The organism is Acidovorax sp. WCS2018Noco2-16, assembly GCF_031843945.1.
Taxonomy (GTDB): Bacteria; Pseudomonadota; Gammaproteobacteria; order Burkholderiales; family Burkholderiaceae_C; genus Paracidovorax.
In genome coordinates this window covers 576,349-593,881 of the sequence record NZ_JAVTJJ010000002.1, presented here as the reverse complement: position 1 = coordinate 593,881, position 17,533 = coordinate 576,349, and the positions used below count along the sequence as shown (strand labels likewise).

At 68.5% G+C, this 17,533-nt stretch carries 13 protein-coding genes; 7 read left to right on the top strand and 6 right to left on the bottom strand.

The window, feature by feature from the left end:
• Nucleotides 1-1,767, top strand: coding sequence for a fructose-specific PTS transporter subunit EIIC (locus RQI28_RS08085; RefSeq protein WP_311223072.1), 1,767 nt, complete (start codon nucleotides 1-3; stop codon nucleotides 1,765-1,767).
• Nucleotides 1,768-1,819: 52 nt separating this feature from the next.
• Here the strand turns inward: RQI28_RS08085 and RQI28_RS08080 are convergent, their stop codons facing one another.
• The 4 genes from RQI28_RS08080 to RQI28_RS08065 all read right to left on the bottom strand — a co-directional run bounded on the left by RQI28_RS08080 (nucleotide 1,820) and on the right by RQI28_RS08065 (nucleotide 8,603).
• On the bottom strand, nucleotides 1,820-3,520 hold the full coding sequence (locus tag RQI28_RS08080) for a tannase/feruloyl esterase family alpha/beta hydrolase (RefSeq protein ID WP_311223073.1): 1,701 nt from the start codon (nucleotides 3,518-3,520) through the stop codon (nucleotides 1,820-1,822).
• Nucleotides 3,521-3,720: 200 nt separating this feature from the next.
• A complete protein-coding gene (locus RQI28_RS08075; protein ID WP_311223074.1) occupies nucleotides 3,721-4,953 on the bottom strand; it encodes a GGDEF domain-containing protein in 1,233 nt (410 codons plus the stop codon).
• 29 nt (nucleotides 4,954-4,982) lie between these two features.
• Nucleotides 4,983-6,464 carry an AMP nucleosidase gene (locus RQI28_RS08070; protein WP_311223075.1) on the bottom strand — a complete coding sequence of 494 codons (1,482 nt, stop codon included), beginning with the start codon at nucleotides 6,462-6,464 and terminating at the stop codon, nucleotides 4,983-4,985.
• A 66-nt stretch (nucleotides 6,465-6,530) separates the two neighbouring features.
• Complete coding sequence (locus RQI28_RS08065) at nucleotides 6,531-8,603, bottom strand: EAL domain-containing protein (RefSeq protein WP_311223076.1); 2,073 nt, start codon at nucleotides 8,601-8,603, stop codon at nucleotides 6,531-6,533.
• Nucleotides 8,604-8,713: 110 nt separating this feature from the next.
• Between RQI28_RS08065 and dbpA the strand changes: the two genes are divergently transcribed.
• The 3 genes from dbpA to dtd are packed head-to-tail and all read left to right on the top strand — an operon-like array spanning nucleotide 8,714 to nucleotide 11,567.
• The gene (gene dbpA, locus RQI28_RS08060) at nucleotides 8,714-10,108 is read left to right on the top strand and encodes an ATP-dependent RNA helicase DbpA (RefSeq protein ID WP_311223077.1); all 1,395 of its coding nucleotides are present in this window, start codon (nucleotides 8,714-8,716) and stop codon (nucleotides 10,106-10,108) included.
• Nucleotides 10,109-10,140: 32 nt separating this feature from the next.
• Nucleotides 10,141-11,100 (top strand): cation diffusion facilitator family transporter, encoded by a 960-nt coding sequence (locus tag RQI28_RS08055; RefSeq protein ID WP_311223078.1) that lies wholly within the window; start codon nucleotides 10,141-10,143, stop codon nucleotides 11,098-11,100.
• Nucleotides 11,097-11,567: a D-aminoacyl-tRNA deacylase gene (gene dtd, locus RQI28_RS08050; RefSeq protein WP_311223079.1), complete on the top strand. Its 471-nt coding sequence runs from the start codon at nucleotides 11,097-11,099 to the stop codon at nucleotides 11,565-11,567. Before RQI28_RS08055 ends, dtd begins: the two co-directional genes overlap by 4 nt.
• Before the next feature lie 102 nt (nucleotides 11,568-11,669).
• On the opposite strand, the gene ybeY is transcribed toward dtd, so the two are convergent.
• Nucleotides 11,670-12,128 (bottom strand): rRNA maturation RNase YbeY, encoded by a 459-nt coding sequence (gene ybeY, locus RQI28_RS08045; protein ID WP_311223080.1) that lies wholly within the window; start codon nucleotides 12,126-12,128, stop codon nucleotides 11,670-11,672.
• An 81-nt stretch (nucleotides 12,129-12,209) separates the two neighbouring features.
• Entirely contained in the window at nucleotides 12,210-13,160 is a 951-nt protein-coding gene (locus RQI28_RS08040; protein ID WP_311223081.1) for a PhoH family protein, read from the bottom strand.
• A 48-nt stretch (nucleotides 13,161-13,208) separates the two neighbouring features.
• Between RQI28_RS08040 and ruvA the strand changes: the two genes are divergently transcribed.
• From ruvA to RQI28_RS08025, 3 genes are all read left to right on the top strand, one after another.
• Complete coding sequence (gene ruvA, locus RQI28_RS08035) at nucleotides 13,209-13,781, top strand: Holliday junction branch migration protein RuvA (protein WP_311223082.1); 573 nt, start codon at nucleotides 13,209-13,211, stop codon at nucleotides 13,779-13,781.
• Between the two features lie 85 nt (nucleotides 13,782-13,866).
• Entirely contained in the window at nucleotides 13,867-15,426 is a 1,560-nt protein-coding gene (locus RQI28_RS08030) for an endoproteinase ArgC (protein ID WP_311223083.1), read from the top strand.
• 102 nt (nucleotides 15,427-15,528) lie between these two features.
• Nucleotides 15,529-17,529 carry a serine protease gene (locus tag RQI28_RS08025; RefSeq protein ID WP_311223084.1) on the top strand — a complete coding sequence of 667 codons (2,001 nt, stop codon included), beginning with the start codon at nucleotides 15,529-15,531 and terminating at the stop codon, nucleotides 17,527-17,529.
• Nucleotides 17,530-17,533: the final 4 nt, after the last annotated feature.

The following is a 17,533-nucleotide window of genomic DNA, read 5'->3' as shown; positions in this document are numbered from 1 at the left end:
ATGGCCCAACTCATCGCCATCGCCGCCAGCCAGGCCGGCCCGGCGCACAGCTTCATGGTCGCCGAGGCGCTGCGCGCGGCGGCCGAATCCGCCGGCCACCGGCTGGCGCTCAGCGTGCACAGCAGCCTGGGCACGCAGGGCGGCTTCAGCGACGCCGAACTGGCGGGCGCTGCCGTCGTCATCGTGGCCGCCGACATGGCGGTGGATCGGCAAGACCTGCTGGGCAGTGCGGCCGCGCCCGTGCACGAAGCCACCCCGCAGGCCGTGTTGGCCGATGCCGCCCGCGTGGTGCGCGAGGCGCTGGCGCGTGTGGAAGGCGCGGGCGCCGCGCCATCCACGGCCCCGGTAGCAACGCCGCAGGACGGCCCGCTGAGCATCGTCGCCATCACGTCGTGCCCCACTGGCGTGGCCCACACCTTCATGGCCGCCGAAGCGCTGGAGCAGGGCGCGCGCGCACTCGGCCACACCATCAAGGTCGAAACGCAGGGCTCGGTGGGCGCGCAGAACACGCTCACCGCTGCCGACATCGCCGCGGCCGATCTGGTGGTGATCGCCGCCGATACGCAGGTCAACCGCGACCGCTTCGCCGGCAAGCGCCTCTACGCCACCGGCACCAAGGCGGCCATCCACGACGCGGCGGCGGTGTTCGCGCAGGCGCGGGCGCAGGCCAAGCCCTGGGGCGCCGCAGCCGGCGGGCAGTCGGCCAGCTCAGGCGCTGCAGCGCCTGCCGATGCGCCCGGAAAGCGCGAATCCGCCGGCGCCTACAAGCATTTGATGACCGGCGTGTCGTTCATGCTGCCCTTCGTGGTGGCCGGCGGGCTGCTGATCGCGCTGGCCTTCGCGCTGGGCGGCATCTACGTGTATGACGACGCACACAAGGACACGCTGGGCTGGGTGCTGTTCCAGGTGGGCGCCAAGGCCGGCTTCACGCTGATGCTGCCGGCGCTGGGCGGCTACATCGCCTATTCCATCGCCGACCGGCCGGGCATCGCTCCCGGCATGATCGGCGGGCTGCTGGCCGGCACGGTGGGCGCGGGCTTTCTGGGTGCCATCGCGGCGGGCTTCATCGCCGGCTACGCGGTGCACTGGCTCAACCGGCTGATCCGCCTGCCGCGCGGGCTGGATGGCTTGAAGCCCGTGCTGCTGCTGCCGCTCTTGGGCGCGGCCATCGTCGGCGTGCTGATGATGATGGTGATCGGCGCGCCCATGGCCGCGCTGATGGGCGCCTTGACCGACTGGCTCAAGGGCCTGCAGACGGGCAGTGCGGTGTTGCTGGGCATCATCCTGGGCGCGATGATGGCTTTCGACATGGGCGGGCCGGTGAACAAGGCGGCCTACGTCTTTTCCACCACGCTCATCGCCAGCGGTGTGGCCAACCCCATGGCCGCCGCCATGGCGGCCGGCATGACGCCGCCGCTGGGCATCGCGCTGGCCTGCTGGCTATTCAAGAGCCGCTTCACGGCGGAAGAGCGCGAGGCCTCCAAAGCCTCGGCCGTGCTGGGCCTGGCCTTCATCACCGAAGGCGCCATCCCGTTCGTGGCGCGCGACCCGTTGCGTGTCATCCCGGCCTGCGTGCTGGGCTCCGCCGTGGCGGGCGGCCTGTCGATGGCCTGGAACATCGGCCTGCAGGCGCCGCATGGCGGCGTGTTCGTGCTGGCCATTCCCAACGCCGTGAACCATGTGCTGCTGTACGCCGCCGCCATCGCGGCGGGCACGGTGGTGACGGGCCTGGCGCTGGGAGTGCTGAAGAAGCGCCTGGCGGCTTGATCGTGGCAGAGGCCAGGCGTGTGCCTGGCCCGGTTGTCCTGCTCAGATCTGTTTACTGCGTCACGCAGCTGAAGCTTTCCGCCTTGTTCACATCGCCGGTACCGGCGTAGCGTGGCCAGCTGGGGTATTCGCACAGCGGCCGGGTGCGGCCGGCCACGCCGGCGGTGTCCGTCACCACCTGGGCGACGGGTGCGGTGCCGCTGCTCACCCACTGGTCCAGCGCCTTGAGCGAATCCCAGTTGGCGTTGAAGGCGGTGCTGGCGGCATGGCCGTAGCCGGGCACTTCGTAGTAGCGCGCGAAGCTGCGAACGCTCGTCGCGCCCATGGTCTGCTCCAGGCGCTGCCAGTACTGCGCGGTGGCGCGCGTGCTGACCAGCACGTCGGCCGTGCCGTGCGCCATCAGCAGCTTGCCGCCGCGCTTCTGGAAGGCGGACAGGTCGGTGCTGTTGATGTCCTGCAGCCTGGCCAGCTCGTTGATACGGCCCGTCCAGGCGCCGGGGTTCTGCGGGTCGAGCGACAGCGCATCGAAGTTCGCATCGCGCGTGACGAAGTAACGCACCCACTGGTCCCAGAACACGGCCCAGTACGGGGCGGTCAGCGGGGCGGGGCTGGCGGGTGCCGTGGTGTTCATGGCCAGCAGGTTGACCGTGGGCTGCAGGGGGCTGGTGCCTTGTTCGCCCAGTTCGGCCCCCCATACGTTGAAGCCGGGGTATTGCGTTTCGCCGCTGCCCAGCGGCGCGCTGAACTGGATGGCCGTGGCGTAGGTCTTGAGCGCCGAGACCATGGCGTCGGACAGGCACTGGTCGCCCTCGTTGCCGCCGCTGGCGCAGCGCAGGGGCTGGCCGTTGAACCGCGCGGTGGCCGGGTCGAACTGCGAGTTGCAGGCCGCCACGTTGCTGACGACGCCGTCCTGCACGCCATCGAGCGCATCGCACTGCGCCAGCGCCGCCTGGCGTAGCAGCTTGCGCTGGCCCAGGTTGGGGTAGGCATTCGGCTGGGCAAAGGCGCGGCTGATACGGCCGAACTGCAGGTTCAGACTGGCGGCGTTCCACGCCGGGTACCAGGCGACCACGCCGTCCCAGTCGGCCGGCCACTTCTGTGCCACGGCCAGCGCCTCGCGCCCTCCGGTCGATCCGCCCAGGAAGTAGCGCTTGCGGGGCTTTTCGCCATAGAAGCGGGTGACCAGCACGTTGGCTACGTCGCTGACCTTCTTGAGCGCGGCACCCGAGAAATTGGCCACGGCTTCGTCGTTGGTGCCGAAGCTGCCGTCCCGGCTGCCCGCAGCGCCTGCCTGGTGGCCCGAGTCGCTGGCGAATACCGCGAAGCCCTGGGCGAGCAGCGGGTACGAGCCCTGGCTGGCGGGCGCAGCCGGGTAGGTGTAGAGGCTGGGCATCACGCCGTTGTAGCCGCCGCCGCCTAGCATGACGACCTTGCCGTTCCACTCCCTGGGCAGCAGCAGCCCCATCTTGATGGCCGGGGCGGTGGTGTCCACCGGCAGTATCGAAATGTTGGCCCGCACCGACGCTGGCGGCTGCGCGCCGCTGGTGGCCGTGGGGGTCTCGATCGACGTCACCGTGGCGCCGCTGGTCGGCAGGCCGATCTGGCTGGCAGTGATCTGCTGCCCGGCCAAGTCCTTGCTGGCCTCGTCGAAGTTGTAGCTGTGCGAGCCGCCGCTGCCGCAGGCCGCGAGGGCGGCAGTTGCGCTGGCCGTGGCGAGCAGGCGCCACGAGGGAGTGGTGAAGGATGGCGTCACGTTGTCTCCTGGTTGGCATGCGACTCGACAAGTCGCCAGCCATTGTGGAAGTGACGCGGCGCCTGTCACTCGGCGTTTGCAGCTAGGTAGTAGTCCATACGTGAAAGAGCCAGCACGGTGGGGCTGGCTTTGGTGTAGCGGTGCAGCCGGCTGCACGCGCGGCGCGGCCGCATGGCCGCCTTCCAGGCGAGCGCTGAGCTTTAGTGCGTGGATTGAGCCGAACCGGCAGCGGGTGCTTCAGACACGGCCTGCTGCTCGGCGGCGCTGCGTTCACGCTCGTGCAACTGCCCTCGGCCCTGCTCCTTGGCCTGGTAGAGCGCCGCGTCGGCCGGGGCCATCAGCTCGGTGCGCAGGTGGGTGGGCGCTGGCAAGGTGTGCGGAGTGACGGTGGCCGCGCCGGCGCTGTAGCCGAGCGTGAAGCCCAGGGTGTCGCGGCTTTCCGCGGCGAGGCGGGCACGCAGCCGCCGGTCCAGCCGCTGGGCGGCCGGAACGCCCGGCTCGTGTATCAGCAGTGCAGCGAACTCCTCGCCACCCATGCGGCCGGCCAGGTCCCCGTCGGCCAGGGTTTCGGTCAGCAGCCGGGCGAAGAGTGACAGCGCCTGGTCGCCCGCATCGTGCCCATGCGCGTCGTTGATGCGCTTGAAATGGTCCAGGTCGAACATCAGCGCCGTCACCGACTGGTGGCTGGCTAGCGCCCGCTCGATCAGCGCCTGCGCCCGCAGATCGAACCCGCGCCGGTTGGGCACGCCGGTCAGTGCGTCGGTGGTCGCCAGCGCATGCAGTTGGTTTTCCGCCTCGGAGCGCCATGCCACCATCAGCGCGACGATGCCCAGCACTGCCGTAACGTTCGACGCAATGGCCGAGCCCAGGTTGACCGGGTGCGGCGTGCGAAAGCTGGGGTAAGCGTCGGTGAACGCGCCCAGCAGGCCGCGCGCCAGGGTGAAGAGCGCCATCGTGAACAGGCAGCTGCACAGCAGCAGGCGCCAGCGGCTTTGGGCGGGCCGCAGCGGCGCCAGGGTGGCCCTGGCCGTCAGCATGAGCAGAGCGGCCAGCAGAATGTTCGACCAGCCCACGCGAAAGGCGTAGTGGCCGAAGCCCAGCGTGTAGCCCAGCGGCGCGGCGATGGCCAGCACCGGTATCCACCGTGCCGCAGGCCGCGGGCCCAGCCAGTCGGTCAGGGCGACATACAGCGCCCACTGCGCGCCGGCCGTGGTGGCGATGAAGAGGGTGGAAAGCAGGTGGTCCCAGGGCGTGCCGCGCACCCCGGTGGACGCGATGACGGTGACCCACCCCAGCGCCTGCAGGGCCACGCTGGCCTGCACGCAGCGTGCCGCGCGGCTGACCCCCGCGCCCATGATGAGCGGCAACACGGCGGCCAGCATGCACAGGTTGATGGCCGTGATGGCCAGCAGCGTGACGAAATCCAGAGGCATCAGCAGCAGGTTCTGCGAGATTCCTTGGGTTACTGGAACGCCACTTCCGCAAAGCTGCGCAGCTTGCGGCTGTGCAGGCGGCTCACGCCGCCGTCCCGCAGGATATCGATGGCGCGCATGCCGATGCGCAAGTGCTGGTCCACACGCTCGCGGTAGAAATGGTTGGCCATGCCGGGCAGCTTGATCTCGCCGTGCAGGGGCTTGTCACTCACGCACAGCAAGGTGCCGTAGGGCACGCGGAAGCGGAAGCCGTTGGCCGCGATGGTGGCGCTTTCCATGTCCAGCGCCACGGCGCGGCTCTGGCTGAAGCGGCGCTGGGGCATGTTGTCGGGCAGCAGCTCCCAGTTGCGGTTGTCGGTGCTGGCCACGGTGCCGGTGCGCATGATGCGTTTCAGGTCGGCCTCGGGCACCTGGCTCACGTCGGCCACGGCCTGCTGCAGCGCCAGCTGAATCTCCGCCAGCGCTGGAATCGGCACCCACAGGGGCAATTCTTCGTCCAGCACATGGTCTTCGCGCACGTAGGCGTGGGCCAGCACGTAGTCGCCCAGCTGTTGGCTGTTGCGCAGCCCGGCGCAGTGGCCCAGCATCATCCAGGCATGGGGGCGCAGCACGGCGATGTGGTCGGTGATGGTCTTGGCGTTGGACGGGCCCACGCCGATGTTGACCATGGTGGTGCCGCTGCGGTCGGCGCGCACCAGGTGGTAGGCCGGCATCTGAGGCAGGCGCGGCGGCGCCACGCCCAGGTCGTCGCCAGCCTGGGCGGGCAGGCCGGTGCGGCGGGTGACGACGTTGCCCGGCTCGATGAAGGCGATGTATTCGCTCTCGGGATTGGCCATCTCGGCATGGCCCAGGCGCACGAATTCGTCGATATAGAACTGGTAATTGGTGAACAGTACGAAGTTCTGGAACCACTCCGGCGCCGTGCCCGTGTAGTGGCGCAGGCGGTGCAGCGAGTAGTCCACGCGCGGCGCGGTGAACAGCGACAGCGGCTGCGCGTCGCCCGGGCGCGGCTCCCAGGTGCCGTTGGCGATGCCGTCGTCCATGGCCGCCAGGTCGGGCAGGTCGAACACGTCGCGCATGAGCATGCGGCGCTCGGGCGTCAGCGAGCCCTCGATGTGGTCGTGTTCGGCGAACGAGAAGTGGATGGGGATGGGCTGGCTGCTGATGCCCACTTCCAGCTCTACGTTGTGGCTGGCGCGCAGCAGGCGGAACTGCTCTGCGTAGTAGCGCGCGAACAGGTCGGGCCGGGTCAGCGTGGTTTCGTAGCGGCCGGGGCCTTCCACGAAGCCGTAGGCCAGTTGCGTGGCGGCCCGCGCTACGGTGATCGTCTGCACCCGCACGAAGGGGTAGAACGCCCGCACGTGCGAGGACGGTGTCTCGCCCCCCACGAAGCGCTGCATGGCGTCACGCAAGTGGCCGATCTGCTGCTGATAGATCCGCTGGACCTGGGCGAGCGCCTCGGCGGGGTCGGTGTGGAGCGTGGGTTCGGTGAAGTCTGGAATCTGGGCCATGGCGCTATTGTCGTGCAGCGCCCGGCCGCCAGCAGGCAACCGGCGATGTGCCAGGTGCCGCAGCGGTCAGTCGGCCAGCGCTTCGATCCAGGCCCGTGTGCGCACTGAATCCATCGGCCGCGAAATGCCATAACCCTGCGCCAGGTCGCACCCCAGCTGGCGCAGCAGGGCCAGTTGTTCTGGCGTTTCCACCCCTTCGGCCACCGTTTTGAGCTGCAGGCTGCGCCCGAGCTGGACGATGGCGGTGACGATGGCCACGTCGTCGTCGCTGCCCGGCGTGTCCATGACGAAGGATCGGTCGATCTTGAGCTTGTTGATGGGGTAGCGCTTGAGGTACGCCAGCGACGAATAGCCCGTGCCGAAGTCGTCGATGGAGATGCCAACGCCCAGCGAGCGCAGTGCGCCCAGCGTTTCGCGGGCTTCGTCGGCGTCCTGCATCAGGACGGACTCGGTGATCTCGATTTCGAGAAAGCGCGGCTCCAGCCCGGTCTGCTGCAGCACGCTCGCGATTTCGCCGGCGACGTCGCGCTGGCGAAATTCCAGCGCCGACAGGTTCACCGCGACTGGCACGCGCGGCAGGCCCGCGTCGTGCCAGGCTTTGGTCTGCCGGCAGGCCTCTCGCATTACCCAGCGGCCGATGGGCGTGATCAGCCCGCGGGATTCGGCGATGCCGATGAATTCGGCCGGTCCGACGATGCCGCGTTCAGGGTGCCGCCAGCGCACCAGCGCCTCGAAGCCGACCAGGGTGCCATCGTCCAGGCGCACCTGGGGTTGGTAGTGCAACTCGAACGCACCCTGGAAGATCGCGTCGCGCAGCAGCCGTTCCTGCTGCAGGATTTCAGTGGCGCGCCCCTCCATGCCCGGGGCGTAGAACTGTCGGTTGCCCCGCCCGGTGTCCTTGGCGGCATGCATGGCGGCATCCGCCCGGCGCATCAGCTCGTCAGGGCTGTGGCCGTCTTCCGGAAAGACGCTGATGCCGATAGAGGGCGACAGCGACAGCGGCGTGCCCTCCACATGGAACACGGCGCGCATGTCCGCCAGCAGCTTGTCGGCCACGGTGGCGGCGTCGCCCCGGTTGTGGATGTCGGGCAGCACTACGGCGAACTGGTCGCCGCCCACGCGCGCCACCAGGTCGGACGCGCGCACCGCGCCCAGCAGGCGCCGCGCCATCTCGCACAGCAGCAGGTCGCCGGCCTGGTGGCCCAGCGAATCGTTCACGGTCTTGAAGTGGTCGAGGTCGAGAAACAGCACGGCCGTGCGCGCATGCCGGCGCTGCGTGGCGATGAGGGTCTGGCTCAGCTGGGCCATCAGGTGCCGGCGGTTGGGCAGTTGCGTCAGCGAATCGTGCTGCGACATGAATTCCAGCCGTTCCTGCGCCTGTTTGCGGGCCGTGATGTCGCGCAGCACGGCGATGCGGTAGTTGCCTCCGGCGTCGGGCATGGTCTTGCCGACGATCTCTACCGGAATGAGCCGCCCGTCCTTGTGCAGCACCGTGGCTTCGTAAGAGTGTTCGCGGGCAGCCAGCACGTATTCCTCGGCCTGCGCGCGGTATTCGTCGCTGACGAAGCTCAGCGTGGCGCGGCCCTGGACTTCCTGCAGCGTATAGCCCAGCAGCCGCGTGACGGCTTCGTTCACGTCTTCTACAAGGCCGTCGCGGTGAAAGACGATGGCCTCGTCGGTGGCGCGGAAGAATTTGCGCATGCGCTCTTCGCTCTGGCGCACCGCCTGCTCGGACATCCAATGGTGGGTGATGTCGTTGACCACCACGACTGTGCCCCGCCGCCCCTCGGGCGTGAAGTGCGGCGTGAGGGTCACTTCGATCATCCGGCTGTCGCCGTCCGACGGGCGGTGCCGGCGGGTGTACTGCACCCGCTCACCGGACGCCGCACGGCTCACGTGGAAGCGAACCTCCCGCCATGCATCGGCCCCCAGGATCTCATCCACCGTTTGGCCCAAGATCCCATCGACCGTGAATCCATAGGCCGCCGCGTACCCTTGATTGGCGAAAATGCACCGCATGGAGGGCAGGGTGTAATAAGCCAGCAGCACGGGCACGGAGTCGGCCACCATGCGCAGCATGGACTCGCTGGTCCAGCCTTGTAATGCAGCCACGTCGGTGGCATTGAGGTTGTCTGACATCTACCACCCATGATCGGTCAGCCGGACTTATAGCCGATAGAAAAGCGGCTGTGCAGGGTGCAAGCCCTCGGAAAGGCTGATTTGGGGCCGCCACCGGGATAATCGGGCCAATGACCACCTCTACCGCTGACTTCAGCACCCTGGCCCTGTCCCCGGCCACCCTGGCCAATCTGCAGCAACTGGGCTACACCCGCATGACGGCCATTCAGGCCGCTGCCCTGCCGCCCGCCCTGCTGGGGCGCGACCTGATCGCCCAGTCCAGCACCGGCAGCGGCAAGACCGCCGCCTTCGGCCTGGCCCTGCTGGACCGCCTCAACCCTCGCTTCTTTGGCATCCAGGCGCTGGTGCTGTGCCCCACGCGCGAGCTGGCCGACCAGGTCACCACCGAAATCCGCCGCTTGGCCCGTGCCCAGGACAACATGAAGGTCGTCACCCTGTGCGGCGGCGTGCCCCTGCGCGGCCAGATCGCCAGCCTGGAGCACGGCGCGCACGTGATCGTCGGCACGCCTGGGCGGGTGATGGACCATCTTGATCGCGGCACGCTTGATCTGCAGGCGCTCAAGACCCTGGTGCTGGACGAAGCCGACCGCATGCTCGACATGGGTTTCTTCGAAGACATCGCCAAAGTGGCGCGCCAGTGCCCGGCCGATCGGCAGACGCTGCTGTTTTCGGCCACCTACCCCGAAGGCATCGAGCGCATCGCACGGCAGTTCATGAAGACGCCCCAGCAGATCACGGTGCAGGCGCAGCACAGCGCCGGCAAGATCGTCCAGCGCTGGTACGAGGTGAAGGAAAGCGAGCGCCTGCATGCGGTGTCGCTGCTGCTGAACCACTTCCGTCCGGAATCTGCCATTGCCTTTTGCAACACCAAGCAGCAGTGCCGCGACCTGGTCGGCGTGCTGCAGGCGCAAGGCTTCAGCGCGCTGGCGCTGTACGGTGAGCTGGAGCAACGCGAGCGCGATCAGGTGCTGGTGCAATTTGCCAACCGCAGCTGCACCGTGCTGGTGGCCACCGACGTGGCCGCGCGCGGGTTGGACATCGCCCAGCTGCAGGCCGTCATCAACGTGGACGTGACGCCCGACGCGGAAATCCACGTGCACCGCATCGGCCGCACGGGCCGGGCCGACGCCGAAGGCCTGGCCCTGAGCCTGGCCAGCCTGCCGGAGATGGGCAGCGTCGGCAAGATCGAAGTACTGCAAGGCCGCGAGTCCGAATGGCACCCGCTGGCCGAACTGACGCCCACCGCGGGCGAGCCGCTGTTGCCACCCATGGCCACCATCCAGATCATCGGCGGCCGCAAGGAGAAGATTCGCGCAGGCGACGTGCTGGGCGCGCTGACCGGCGAGATGGGCTTCACGCGCGAGCAGGTCGGCAAGATCAACGTGAACGAGTTTTCCACCTATGTGGCGGTGGACCGCCGCATTGCCGATGAAGTGGCCCGCAAGCTGTCGGCTGGCCGCGTCAAGGGCAAGCTGGTGCGCGCGCGGCTGGTAGGCGACATCTGACCGGCTGAGCTGGCCAGGCGCGCGACGTTTTCATGGCACCCCGTACCCCTGCGCCGCCGGGCGCCCGTGTTGCGCAGCGCGCCGGCCCGGCCACGCTGGCGCCGCGCACGCTGCTGTGGGCGTCGGTGGGCGTGGCGCTGGTCACCATCGTCCTGAAGACCCTGGCCTGGCACCTGACGGGATCGGTGGGGCTGCTGTCCGACGCGCTCGAATCGTTCGTCAACCTGGCCGGTGCGGTGTTCGCGCTGGCCATGGTCACCGTCGCGTCACGCCCGGCCGACGAAGACCATCCGTACGGACACCACAAGGCCGAGTATTTTTCTTCCGGGTTCGAAGGCATCCTCATCGTGGGTGCCTCAGTGGCCATCTTTTGGGCTGCGGCACATCGCTTGTCTGCGCCGCAGCCGCTGGAGCAGGTCGGCTGGGGGCTGGCGCTGTCGGTCGCCAGCTCGGCCCTCAACGGGGTGCTGGCCTGGCTCATGTTCCGCTCGGCGCGCGAGCACCGCTCGGTCGCGCTGGAGGCCGACGCGCGCCACCTGGTCACCGACGTCTGGACGTCGGCCGGCGTGGTGGTGGGCATCGGCGCGGCCGGTGCGACGGGCTGGCTGTGGCTCGACCCGGTGGTGGCCATGGCCGTGGCCCTCAACATCTTGAAGGAAGGTGCGCACATGGTGTGGCGTGCCTCCCAGGGCCTGATGGATGCGGCCATCGAGCCCGACGCGCAGGGCGCCATCGACGCCACGCTGCGCGACTTCGCGCAAGGCGAGCCGCAACTGCGCTTCGACCACCTCGTCACCCGGCAGGCCGGCCAGCGGCGTTTTGCCGGCCTGCACATGCACGTGCCCGCCGACTGGAGCCTGGGCCGCGCGGCCCAGCTGCGCGGCGCCGTGGAGGCCGCGCTGATGCGCGCCGTGCCGGGCCTGCGCGTGACCATCGAGCTGCTGCCCGTGGGGGTGGAAGCCTATCTGGACGACATCAAGGACAACGAATGATCAGCGTGCTGCAACGCGTGCGCGAAGCCCGCGTGGACGTGGAAAGCGAGACCATCGGCCGCATCGGCCCGGGCCTCTTGGTACTGGTGTGTGCCGAGCGCGGCGATACCGAGGCCGAAGCCGACCGGCTGCTGGCCAAGCTGCTGAAGCTGCGCATCTTCAGCGACTCAGCCGGCAAGATGAACCGCAGCGTGCAAGACGTTGCCGGCGGCCTGCTGCTGGTGAGCCAGTTCACCCTGGCGGCCGACACCACCGGCGGCAACCGCCCCAGCTTCACCCAGGCCGCCGCGCCGGAAGACGGCCGCCGGCTGTACGACTATCTGGTCGCCCAGGCCCGCAAGGCGCATGCCGACGTGGCGACCGGGCGCTTCGCGGCGGACATGCAGGTGCATCTGGTGAACGACGGGCCGGTGACGATTCCGCTGCGGATCGCGCCAGCTGCCGCCGATGTTGTCGGAGCCGGCTGATCAAAAATCATAGCTATAAACGCTTGTTGGGTAAGCGCTAGAGGCATATTTTGTTAAGAATCAAGCCCGCGTAGCGGCTCAGTCGCCTAACCGATCAACGGCTCACTCGGCATAGGGATCGGCGAACCCCATCTCTTGCATGATGGCCGTTTCGTACGCCTCCATCTCATCTGCGTCTTCGGCGCTGGTTTCGTGGTCCCAGCCCTGGGCGTGCAGGGTGCCGTGCACCAGCAGGTGGGCGTAGTACTCCTGCAGCGGCTTGTTCTGCTCGGCTGCTTCGCGCGCGACCACCGGGGCGCACAGCACCAGGTCGGCCATGACCACCGGCTCCTGGGCGTAGTCGAAGGTGAGCACGTTGGTGGCGTAGTCCTTGTGCCGGTATTCGCGGTTCAGGGCCTGGCCCTCTTCGGCGCCCACGATGCGCACGGTGATCTCGGCGTCGGTGGCCAGGGCGTGGCGGATGAAGCGCACGGCGGCATGGCGGGGCAGGGCGGCGCGGTGTTCGGCCACGCCATCGAAGCGGGCGAACTGCAGCGAGAGAGTCAGTTGGTTCAGGGCCATTGCAGCGCTAGTTCAAGGTATTTTTGGCCTCTAGCGCTTGAGGATCAAGCGCTGTTAGCTATAAAAATAATAGCAAAGGTGTCAGCTGGCGGCGCTGCGGTTGCGCTGGGCGTCGTAAGCGTCCACGATGCGCGCGATGAGCGGGTGGCGCACCACGTCGGCCGTGGTGAAGCGCGTGATGGCGATGCCCTTGACGCGCTTGAGCACGCGCTCGGCGTCGATCAGGCCGCTCAAAGCGCCCTTGGGCAGGTCGATCTGGCTGACGTCGCCCGTCACCACGGCGCGCGAGCCGAAGCCGATGCGGGTCAGGAACATCTTCATCTGCTCGGGCGTGGTGTTCTGCGCTTCGTCCAGAATGATGAAGGCGTTGTTCAGCGATCGCCCGCGCATGAAGGCCAGCGGCGCGATCTCCAGCATGTTGCGCTCGAAGGCCTTCTGCACTTTCTCGTAGCCCATCAGGTCGTAGAGCGCGTCGTACAGCGGGCGCAGGTACGGGTCGACCTTCTGCGTCAGGTCGCCGGGCAGAAAGCCGAGCCGTTCGCCCGCTTCCACGGCGGGGCGAGTGAGCACGATGCGCTGCACGTTGCTGCGCTCGAGCGCATCGACCGCGCAGGCGACGGCCAGGTAGGTCTTGCCGGTGCCTGCCGGGCCGATGCCGAAGGTGATGTCGTGCGCGGCGATGTTGTCCAGGTAAGCGCCCTGCGTGGCAGTGCGCGCGCGCAGGTCGGTGCGGCGGGTGGTCAGCTGCGTGGTGGTGCCTTCGGGGGCGGGCACCAGGTCGCTGTCGCCGGCCAGCATCAGCTGGATGTGCTCTTCGGCAATGGGGCGCTCGGCCATTTCATACAGCGCCTGCAGCAGCTCCATGGCCTGCGTCGCGCGGGCCTTGGGGCCGTCCACCTTGAACTGCTCGTGCCGGTGGGCGATGCGCACTTGCAGCGCGGTCTCGATCAGGCGCAGGTGGGCGTCCGCCGGGCCGCACAGGTGCGTCAGCCGGTTGTTGTTGTGGGGGGTGAAGGTGTGGCGCAGGATCACGCGGATAATTCCGATCAAAAGGCGCCAGGCGCGCGTCAAAGGACACCCATGATAGGCAAATTGACCGGCACCCTGCTGGAGAAGAACCCCCCGGAGCTGCTGCTGGACTGCCACGGCGTGGGCTACGAGGTGCAGGTGCCGATGAGCACTTTCTACAACCTGCCTGCCACGGGCGAGCGCGTGGCGCTGCTGACGCACTTCGTCGTGCGCGAGGACGCACAGCTGCTGTACGGCTTTTCCACGCACGCAGAGCGGCAGGCGTTCCGCGAGATCATCAAGATCAGCGGCGTGGGCCCGCGCATGGCGCTGGCCATTCTGTCGGGCCTGGGCGTGAGCGAGCTGGCGCAGGCCATCACGCTGCAGGAAGCCGGCCGCCTGGTGAAGGTGCCCGGCATCGGCAAGAAGACGGCCGAGCGGCTGCTGCTGGAGCTCAAGGGCAAGCTGGGCGCCGACATGGGCGCGGCCATCCACCCGAAGAGCGATGCGCAGGCGGATATCCTGCAGGCCCTGCTGGCGCTGGGTTACAACGACAAGGAAGCCGCCGCCGCCCTGAAGGCCCTGCCGGCCGACGTGGGCGTGAGCGACGGCATCAAGCTGGCGCTGAAGGCGCTGGCCCGATGACCCGCGCCGGGCGCAGAAGCCCTGACGGCGTAATCATTCCGATCCACTCCGATCAATCCGTATTTCGAAGAACAAGGACCATCGCATGAACATCCACAAACCCTGGCTGCCAGCCACTGCGGCCCTGCTCATCCTCTCTGCCTGCGGTGGCGGGGGCGGGGGCGGCAGTGCCAGCAACGCCGACCCCGTGACGACCGAGCCTGTGACCCCACCGGTCACACAGCCGGTAGCTCCCGTGACGCCGGTGACTCCTCCGGTGTCGACGGGCTCCGACCGGATCGAGCCGTTCGACACGGCGGCCACGGTGACGGCCTCGTCCACCGCCGCCAAGGACGCTGCCGTCAAGACGCAGGCGCAGGGCGTCGCTCCAGCCTCTGCCGTGCGGCGCGTGGCACTGGGCGCACTGGCGCAGAGCGCGACGACCAAGGCGGCTTCCACCAAGGCTGTGGCACCGGGTGAGGCGCGCCAGATCGGCGTCGCCCGCGGCGTGGCAGACACATCCACCGTGGCGGCCACACAGGCCTTGCTGCAGTGGCGTGCCACCGACCGCGGCACGCAAGTGGCCGCGCTGGCGTTCGACTCCGCTGGCGCGTACGGCGTTCGCCTGGGCGTGCTGGTGCGCGGCCTGCCCGATGGCGCCGTGCTGCGCTTCTACGGCGCCGATGCCGCTGCGGCCGTGCAGGTGTCTGCGCAAGAGCTGGCGGCCATCGCTGCGCGCAACGCCCAGGGCGGCGCAAACGACACGACGGCGCGCACGTACTGGAGCCCCGACTTCGCCGGCCCGGCCACCACGCTGGAGGTGGAGATTCCTGCCGCAGCGGCCACTGCAGCAGTGCAACTGGCCGTGCCACGCCTGTCGCACTTCACCGTCGCGCCTGAAGCGGTGGAAGGCGCCTTCACCACCAAGGTGGGCGAGTCCGAATCCTGCAACATCGACGTGACCTGCCGGCCCGAGTTCAGCAGTGAAAGCCGTTCCGTGGCGCGGATGGTGTTCGTGCGCGACGACGGCAAGTCGTACCTGTGCACCGGCACGCTGCTGAACGACGCCCGCTCGTCCACCACGCCGTACTTCCTCAGCGCCAACCACTGCTTCTCCACCCAGGCAGTGGCCTCCACGCTGACGACCGACTGGTTCTACCGCTCCAGCGCGTGCAACACCAGCAACATCAACCCCGGCACCGTGCGGCTGACGGGCGGCGCCACGCTGCTGCACGCCACGGCCACCACCGACACGGCCTTCATGCGGCTGAACAACCCCGCGCCGGCCGGTGTGGTGTATGCCGGTTCGTATTTCGGCGGCGTGGCCGTGGCCACCGCGGTGACCGGTATTCACCACCCCAGCGGCGATCTGCAGAAGGTCAGCCAGGGCACGGTGCAGCGCTACAGCATCTGCACCACCAGCACCTGCCAGAGCAGCACGTCCGACAACGGCACCTTCCTGACCACCACCTGGCAGCAGGGCACCACCGAAGGCGGCAGCAGCGGATCGGCGCTGTTCGTGGGCATCGGCAGCCGCCGCTATGTGGTGGGCCAGTTGCTGGGCGGAACGGCCAGCTGCAGCGCGCCGGGCAACCCGGATCAATACGGCCGGTTCGACCAGCCTTACCGGTCCACGCTGCGGCAGTGGCTCAATCCGGGCACCTGATCAGTACAACGAGGCAGGGCAAGGCCCAGCCCACGGAGCGCATCGGGCGACCGTGGAGCGGGTAACGGCAGGCAGACGGGCGGATCAAAGCAGGGAGTGAGCATGGGGAACATCAAGAACTGGGTCCGCACCGGCGGTATCTCCGCGCTGGCGGCGCTGCTGCTCGCGGCCTGCGGAGGCGGTGGTGGCGAAGCCGGCGTTAGCGCCGCGGGCACGTCGGGATCGGCGTCGATCACCACCGCTGCCCAGGTGCTCAAGGTCGAGCCGCACGAGCAGCCCGCGACCGCCGTGCAGGACGTGGTGCGCTCCAAGTCGGCGGCCCAGTCGTCGTCCTCTGCCGAGCCAGTCAAGCCGGCGCGCGTCGCACTGGGCCCGCTGCTGCGAGAAAAGAACGCGCCGCAAGACACCTCGGGCGGTTTTGCACCGCTGCAGATCGCCGCAGCCCGCCCGGTCGGGGCCACGGCAACGGCCAGCGACCTGCAGCGCCAATTGCAGTGGCGTGCGGCGCCAGGCGGTGGCCTGATTGCGGCGGTCAGCGTGGATGCAGAAGGCGCGCACGGCCTGCGGCTAGGCGTGCTGGTCACGCAGTTGCCGGGCAGCGCCGTGCTGCGGGTGTACAGCCAGTTCCGCCCATCGGCCGTGCAGGAAATATCGGGCCAGGAAGTGCTGCAACTGATCGGCCGCAACCAGCAGGCCGGCGACACCACGGATGCGGCCCGCACCTGGTGGACGCCCGACACCGGCGGAGCAGAAGCCACGCTGGAGATCGAGCTGCCCCCCGGCACGCCCGCCAGCGCGCTGCAGGTCGCCATTCCGCAGGCATCGCACGTGTTCGTCGATTTGTCGCTGCCGCAAGAAGGTCAGCTCGACGGCAGCCTGGCCACCAAGGCGGTCAACACTTCCAGCAGCTGCGAGCTCGATGCCGTCTGCTACAGCGAATCGGCCGGCCTGCGCAACGCCGTGGCCCGCATGACTTACGTGCGCGATGGCGGCGGATACCTCTGCACCGGCACGCTGCTCAACGACAGCGGCTCCACCCGCACGCCGTATTTCATCACCGCCAATCACTGCATATCGACGCAGACCGTGGCGTCCACTTTGCAGACTGACTGGTTCTTTCGGGCGCCGTCGTGCAACAGCCGCACGCTGGCGAGCAACACCGTCAAACGAAACGGCGGCGCCACGCTGCTGTATGCCACAACCGCCACCGACACCTCGTTTTTGCGCCTGAACGACGCGCCGCCCGCCGGTGCCGTGTTCGCCGGCTGGGATGCGGGCGCGCGCACGCTCAACTCTTCCGCCATCGGTGTGCACCACCCTGACGGCGATCTGCTGAAGATCAGCTTCGGGCAGATCTTCGCGTCTGCGAACTGCGCAAGCACGGGCGGCACCGGGATTTCCTGCACGCAGGCCTCCGCCCTCAGTGGCAACTTTTACGCCGTGCGCTGGACGCAAGGCTTGACCGAGGGGGGCAGCAGCGGATCGGGCCTGTTCCAGGGCAACTATCTGGTGGGTACGCTGTACGGCGGCTCCAGCGGAGCCACCTGCAGCGCGTCCACGCAGTCGGTCTATGGCCGCTTCGACCAGCCTTTCCAGGCCAAGCTCAAAGAGTGGCTGTCACCCGCCGGCACGCCGACTGCGCCTGCAGCCGCCGACCGTGCACCCATCTACCGCTTCTTCAACAGCGGCACCGGCGCGCACTTCTTCACGTCCAGCGCCGACGAGCGCGACTTCGTCGTGCGCACCTACCCCGCGTTCCAGTACGAGGGAGTGGCGTTCTACGCTTACGGTAGCGCCATGGCAGGGCAGAGCACGGTGTTCCGATTCTTCAACCGCGACACGGGCGCGCACTTCTACACCATCAACCAGGGCGAGCGCGATTACGTGGTCGCCACCTACCCGTCGTTCCAGTACGAAGGCCCGATCTGGTACGCCCAGACGGCCGCCGGCAACGGCTCCACGCCCATCTACCGCTTCTTCAACAAGCGAACCGGCGCGCACTTCTACACCATCAACCAGGCCGAACGCGACTTCGTGATCGCCACCTATACCGACTTCGTCTACGAGAACGTGGCCTACCACGCGTGGACCGCAGCCCGCTGACGCG

Bases quoted from the DNA above. Each gene is read 5' to 3' on its own strand.
- dtd (WP_311223079.1), top strand. From the start codon at position 11,097: ATGATCAGCGTGCTGCAACGCGTGCGCGAAGCCCGCGTGGACGTGGAA.
- ruvA (WP_311223082.1), top strand. From the start codon at position 13,209: ATGATAGGCAAATTGACCGGCACCCTGCTGGAGAAGAACCCCCCGGAG.
- RQI28_RS08070 (WP_311223075.1), bottom strand. From the start codon at position 6,464: ATGGCCCAGATTCCAGACTTCACCGAACCCACGCTCCACACCGACCCC.
- RQI28_RS08075 (WP_311223074.1), bottom strand. From the start codon at position 4,953: ATGCCTCTGGATTTCGTCACGCTGCTGGCCATCACGGCCATCAACCTG.
- RQI28_RS08085 (WP_311223072.1), top strand. From the start codon at position 1: ATGGCCCAACTCATCGCCATCGCCGCCAGCCAGGCCGGCCCGGCGCAC.
- RQI28_RS08055 (WP_311223078.1), top strand. From the start codon at position 10,141: ATGGCACCCCGTACCCCTGCGCCGCCGGGCGCCCGTGTTGCGCAGCGC.
- dbpA (WP_311223077.1), top strand. From the start codon at position 8,714: ATGACCACCTCTACCGCTGACTTCAGCACCCTGGCCCTGTCCCCGGCC.
- RQI28_RS08030 (WP_311223083.1), top strand. From the start codon at position 13,867: ATGAACATCCACAAACCCTGGCTGCCAGCCACTGCGGCCCTGCTCATC.
- RQI28_RS08025 (WP_311223084.1), top strand. From the start codon at position 15,529: ATGGGGAACATCAAGAACTGGGTCCGCACCGGCGGTATCTCCGCGCTG.
- ybeY (WP_311223080.1), bottom strand. From the start codon at position 12,128: ATGGCCCTGAACCAACTGACTCTCTCGCTGCAGTTCGCCCGCTTCGAT.
- RQI28_RS08065 (WP_311223076.1), bottom strand. From the start codon at position 8,603: ATGTCAGACAACCTCAATGCCACCGACGTGGCTGCATTACAAGGCTGG.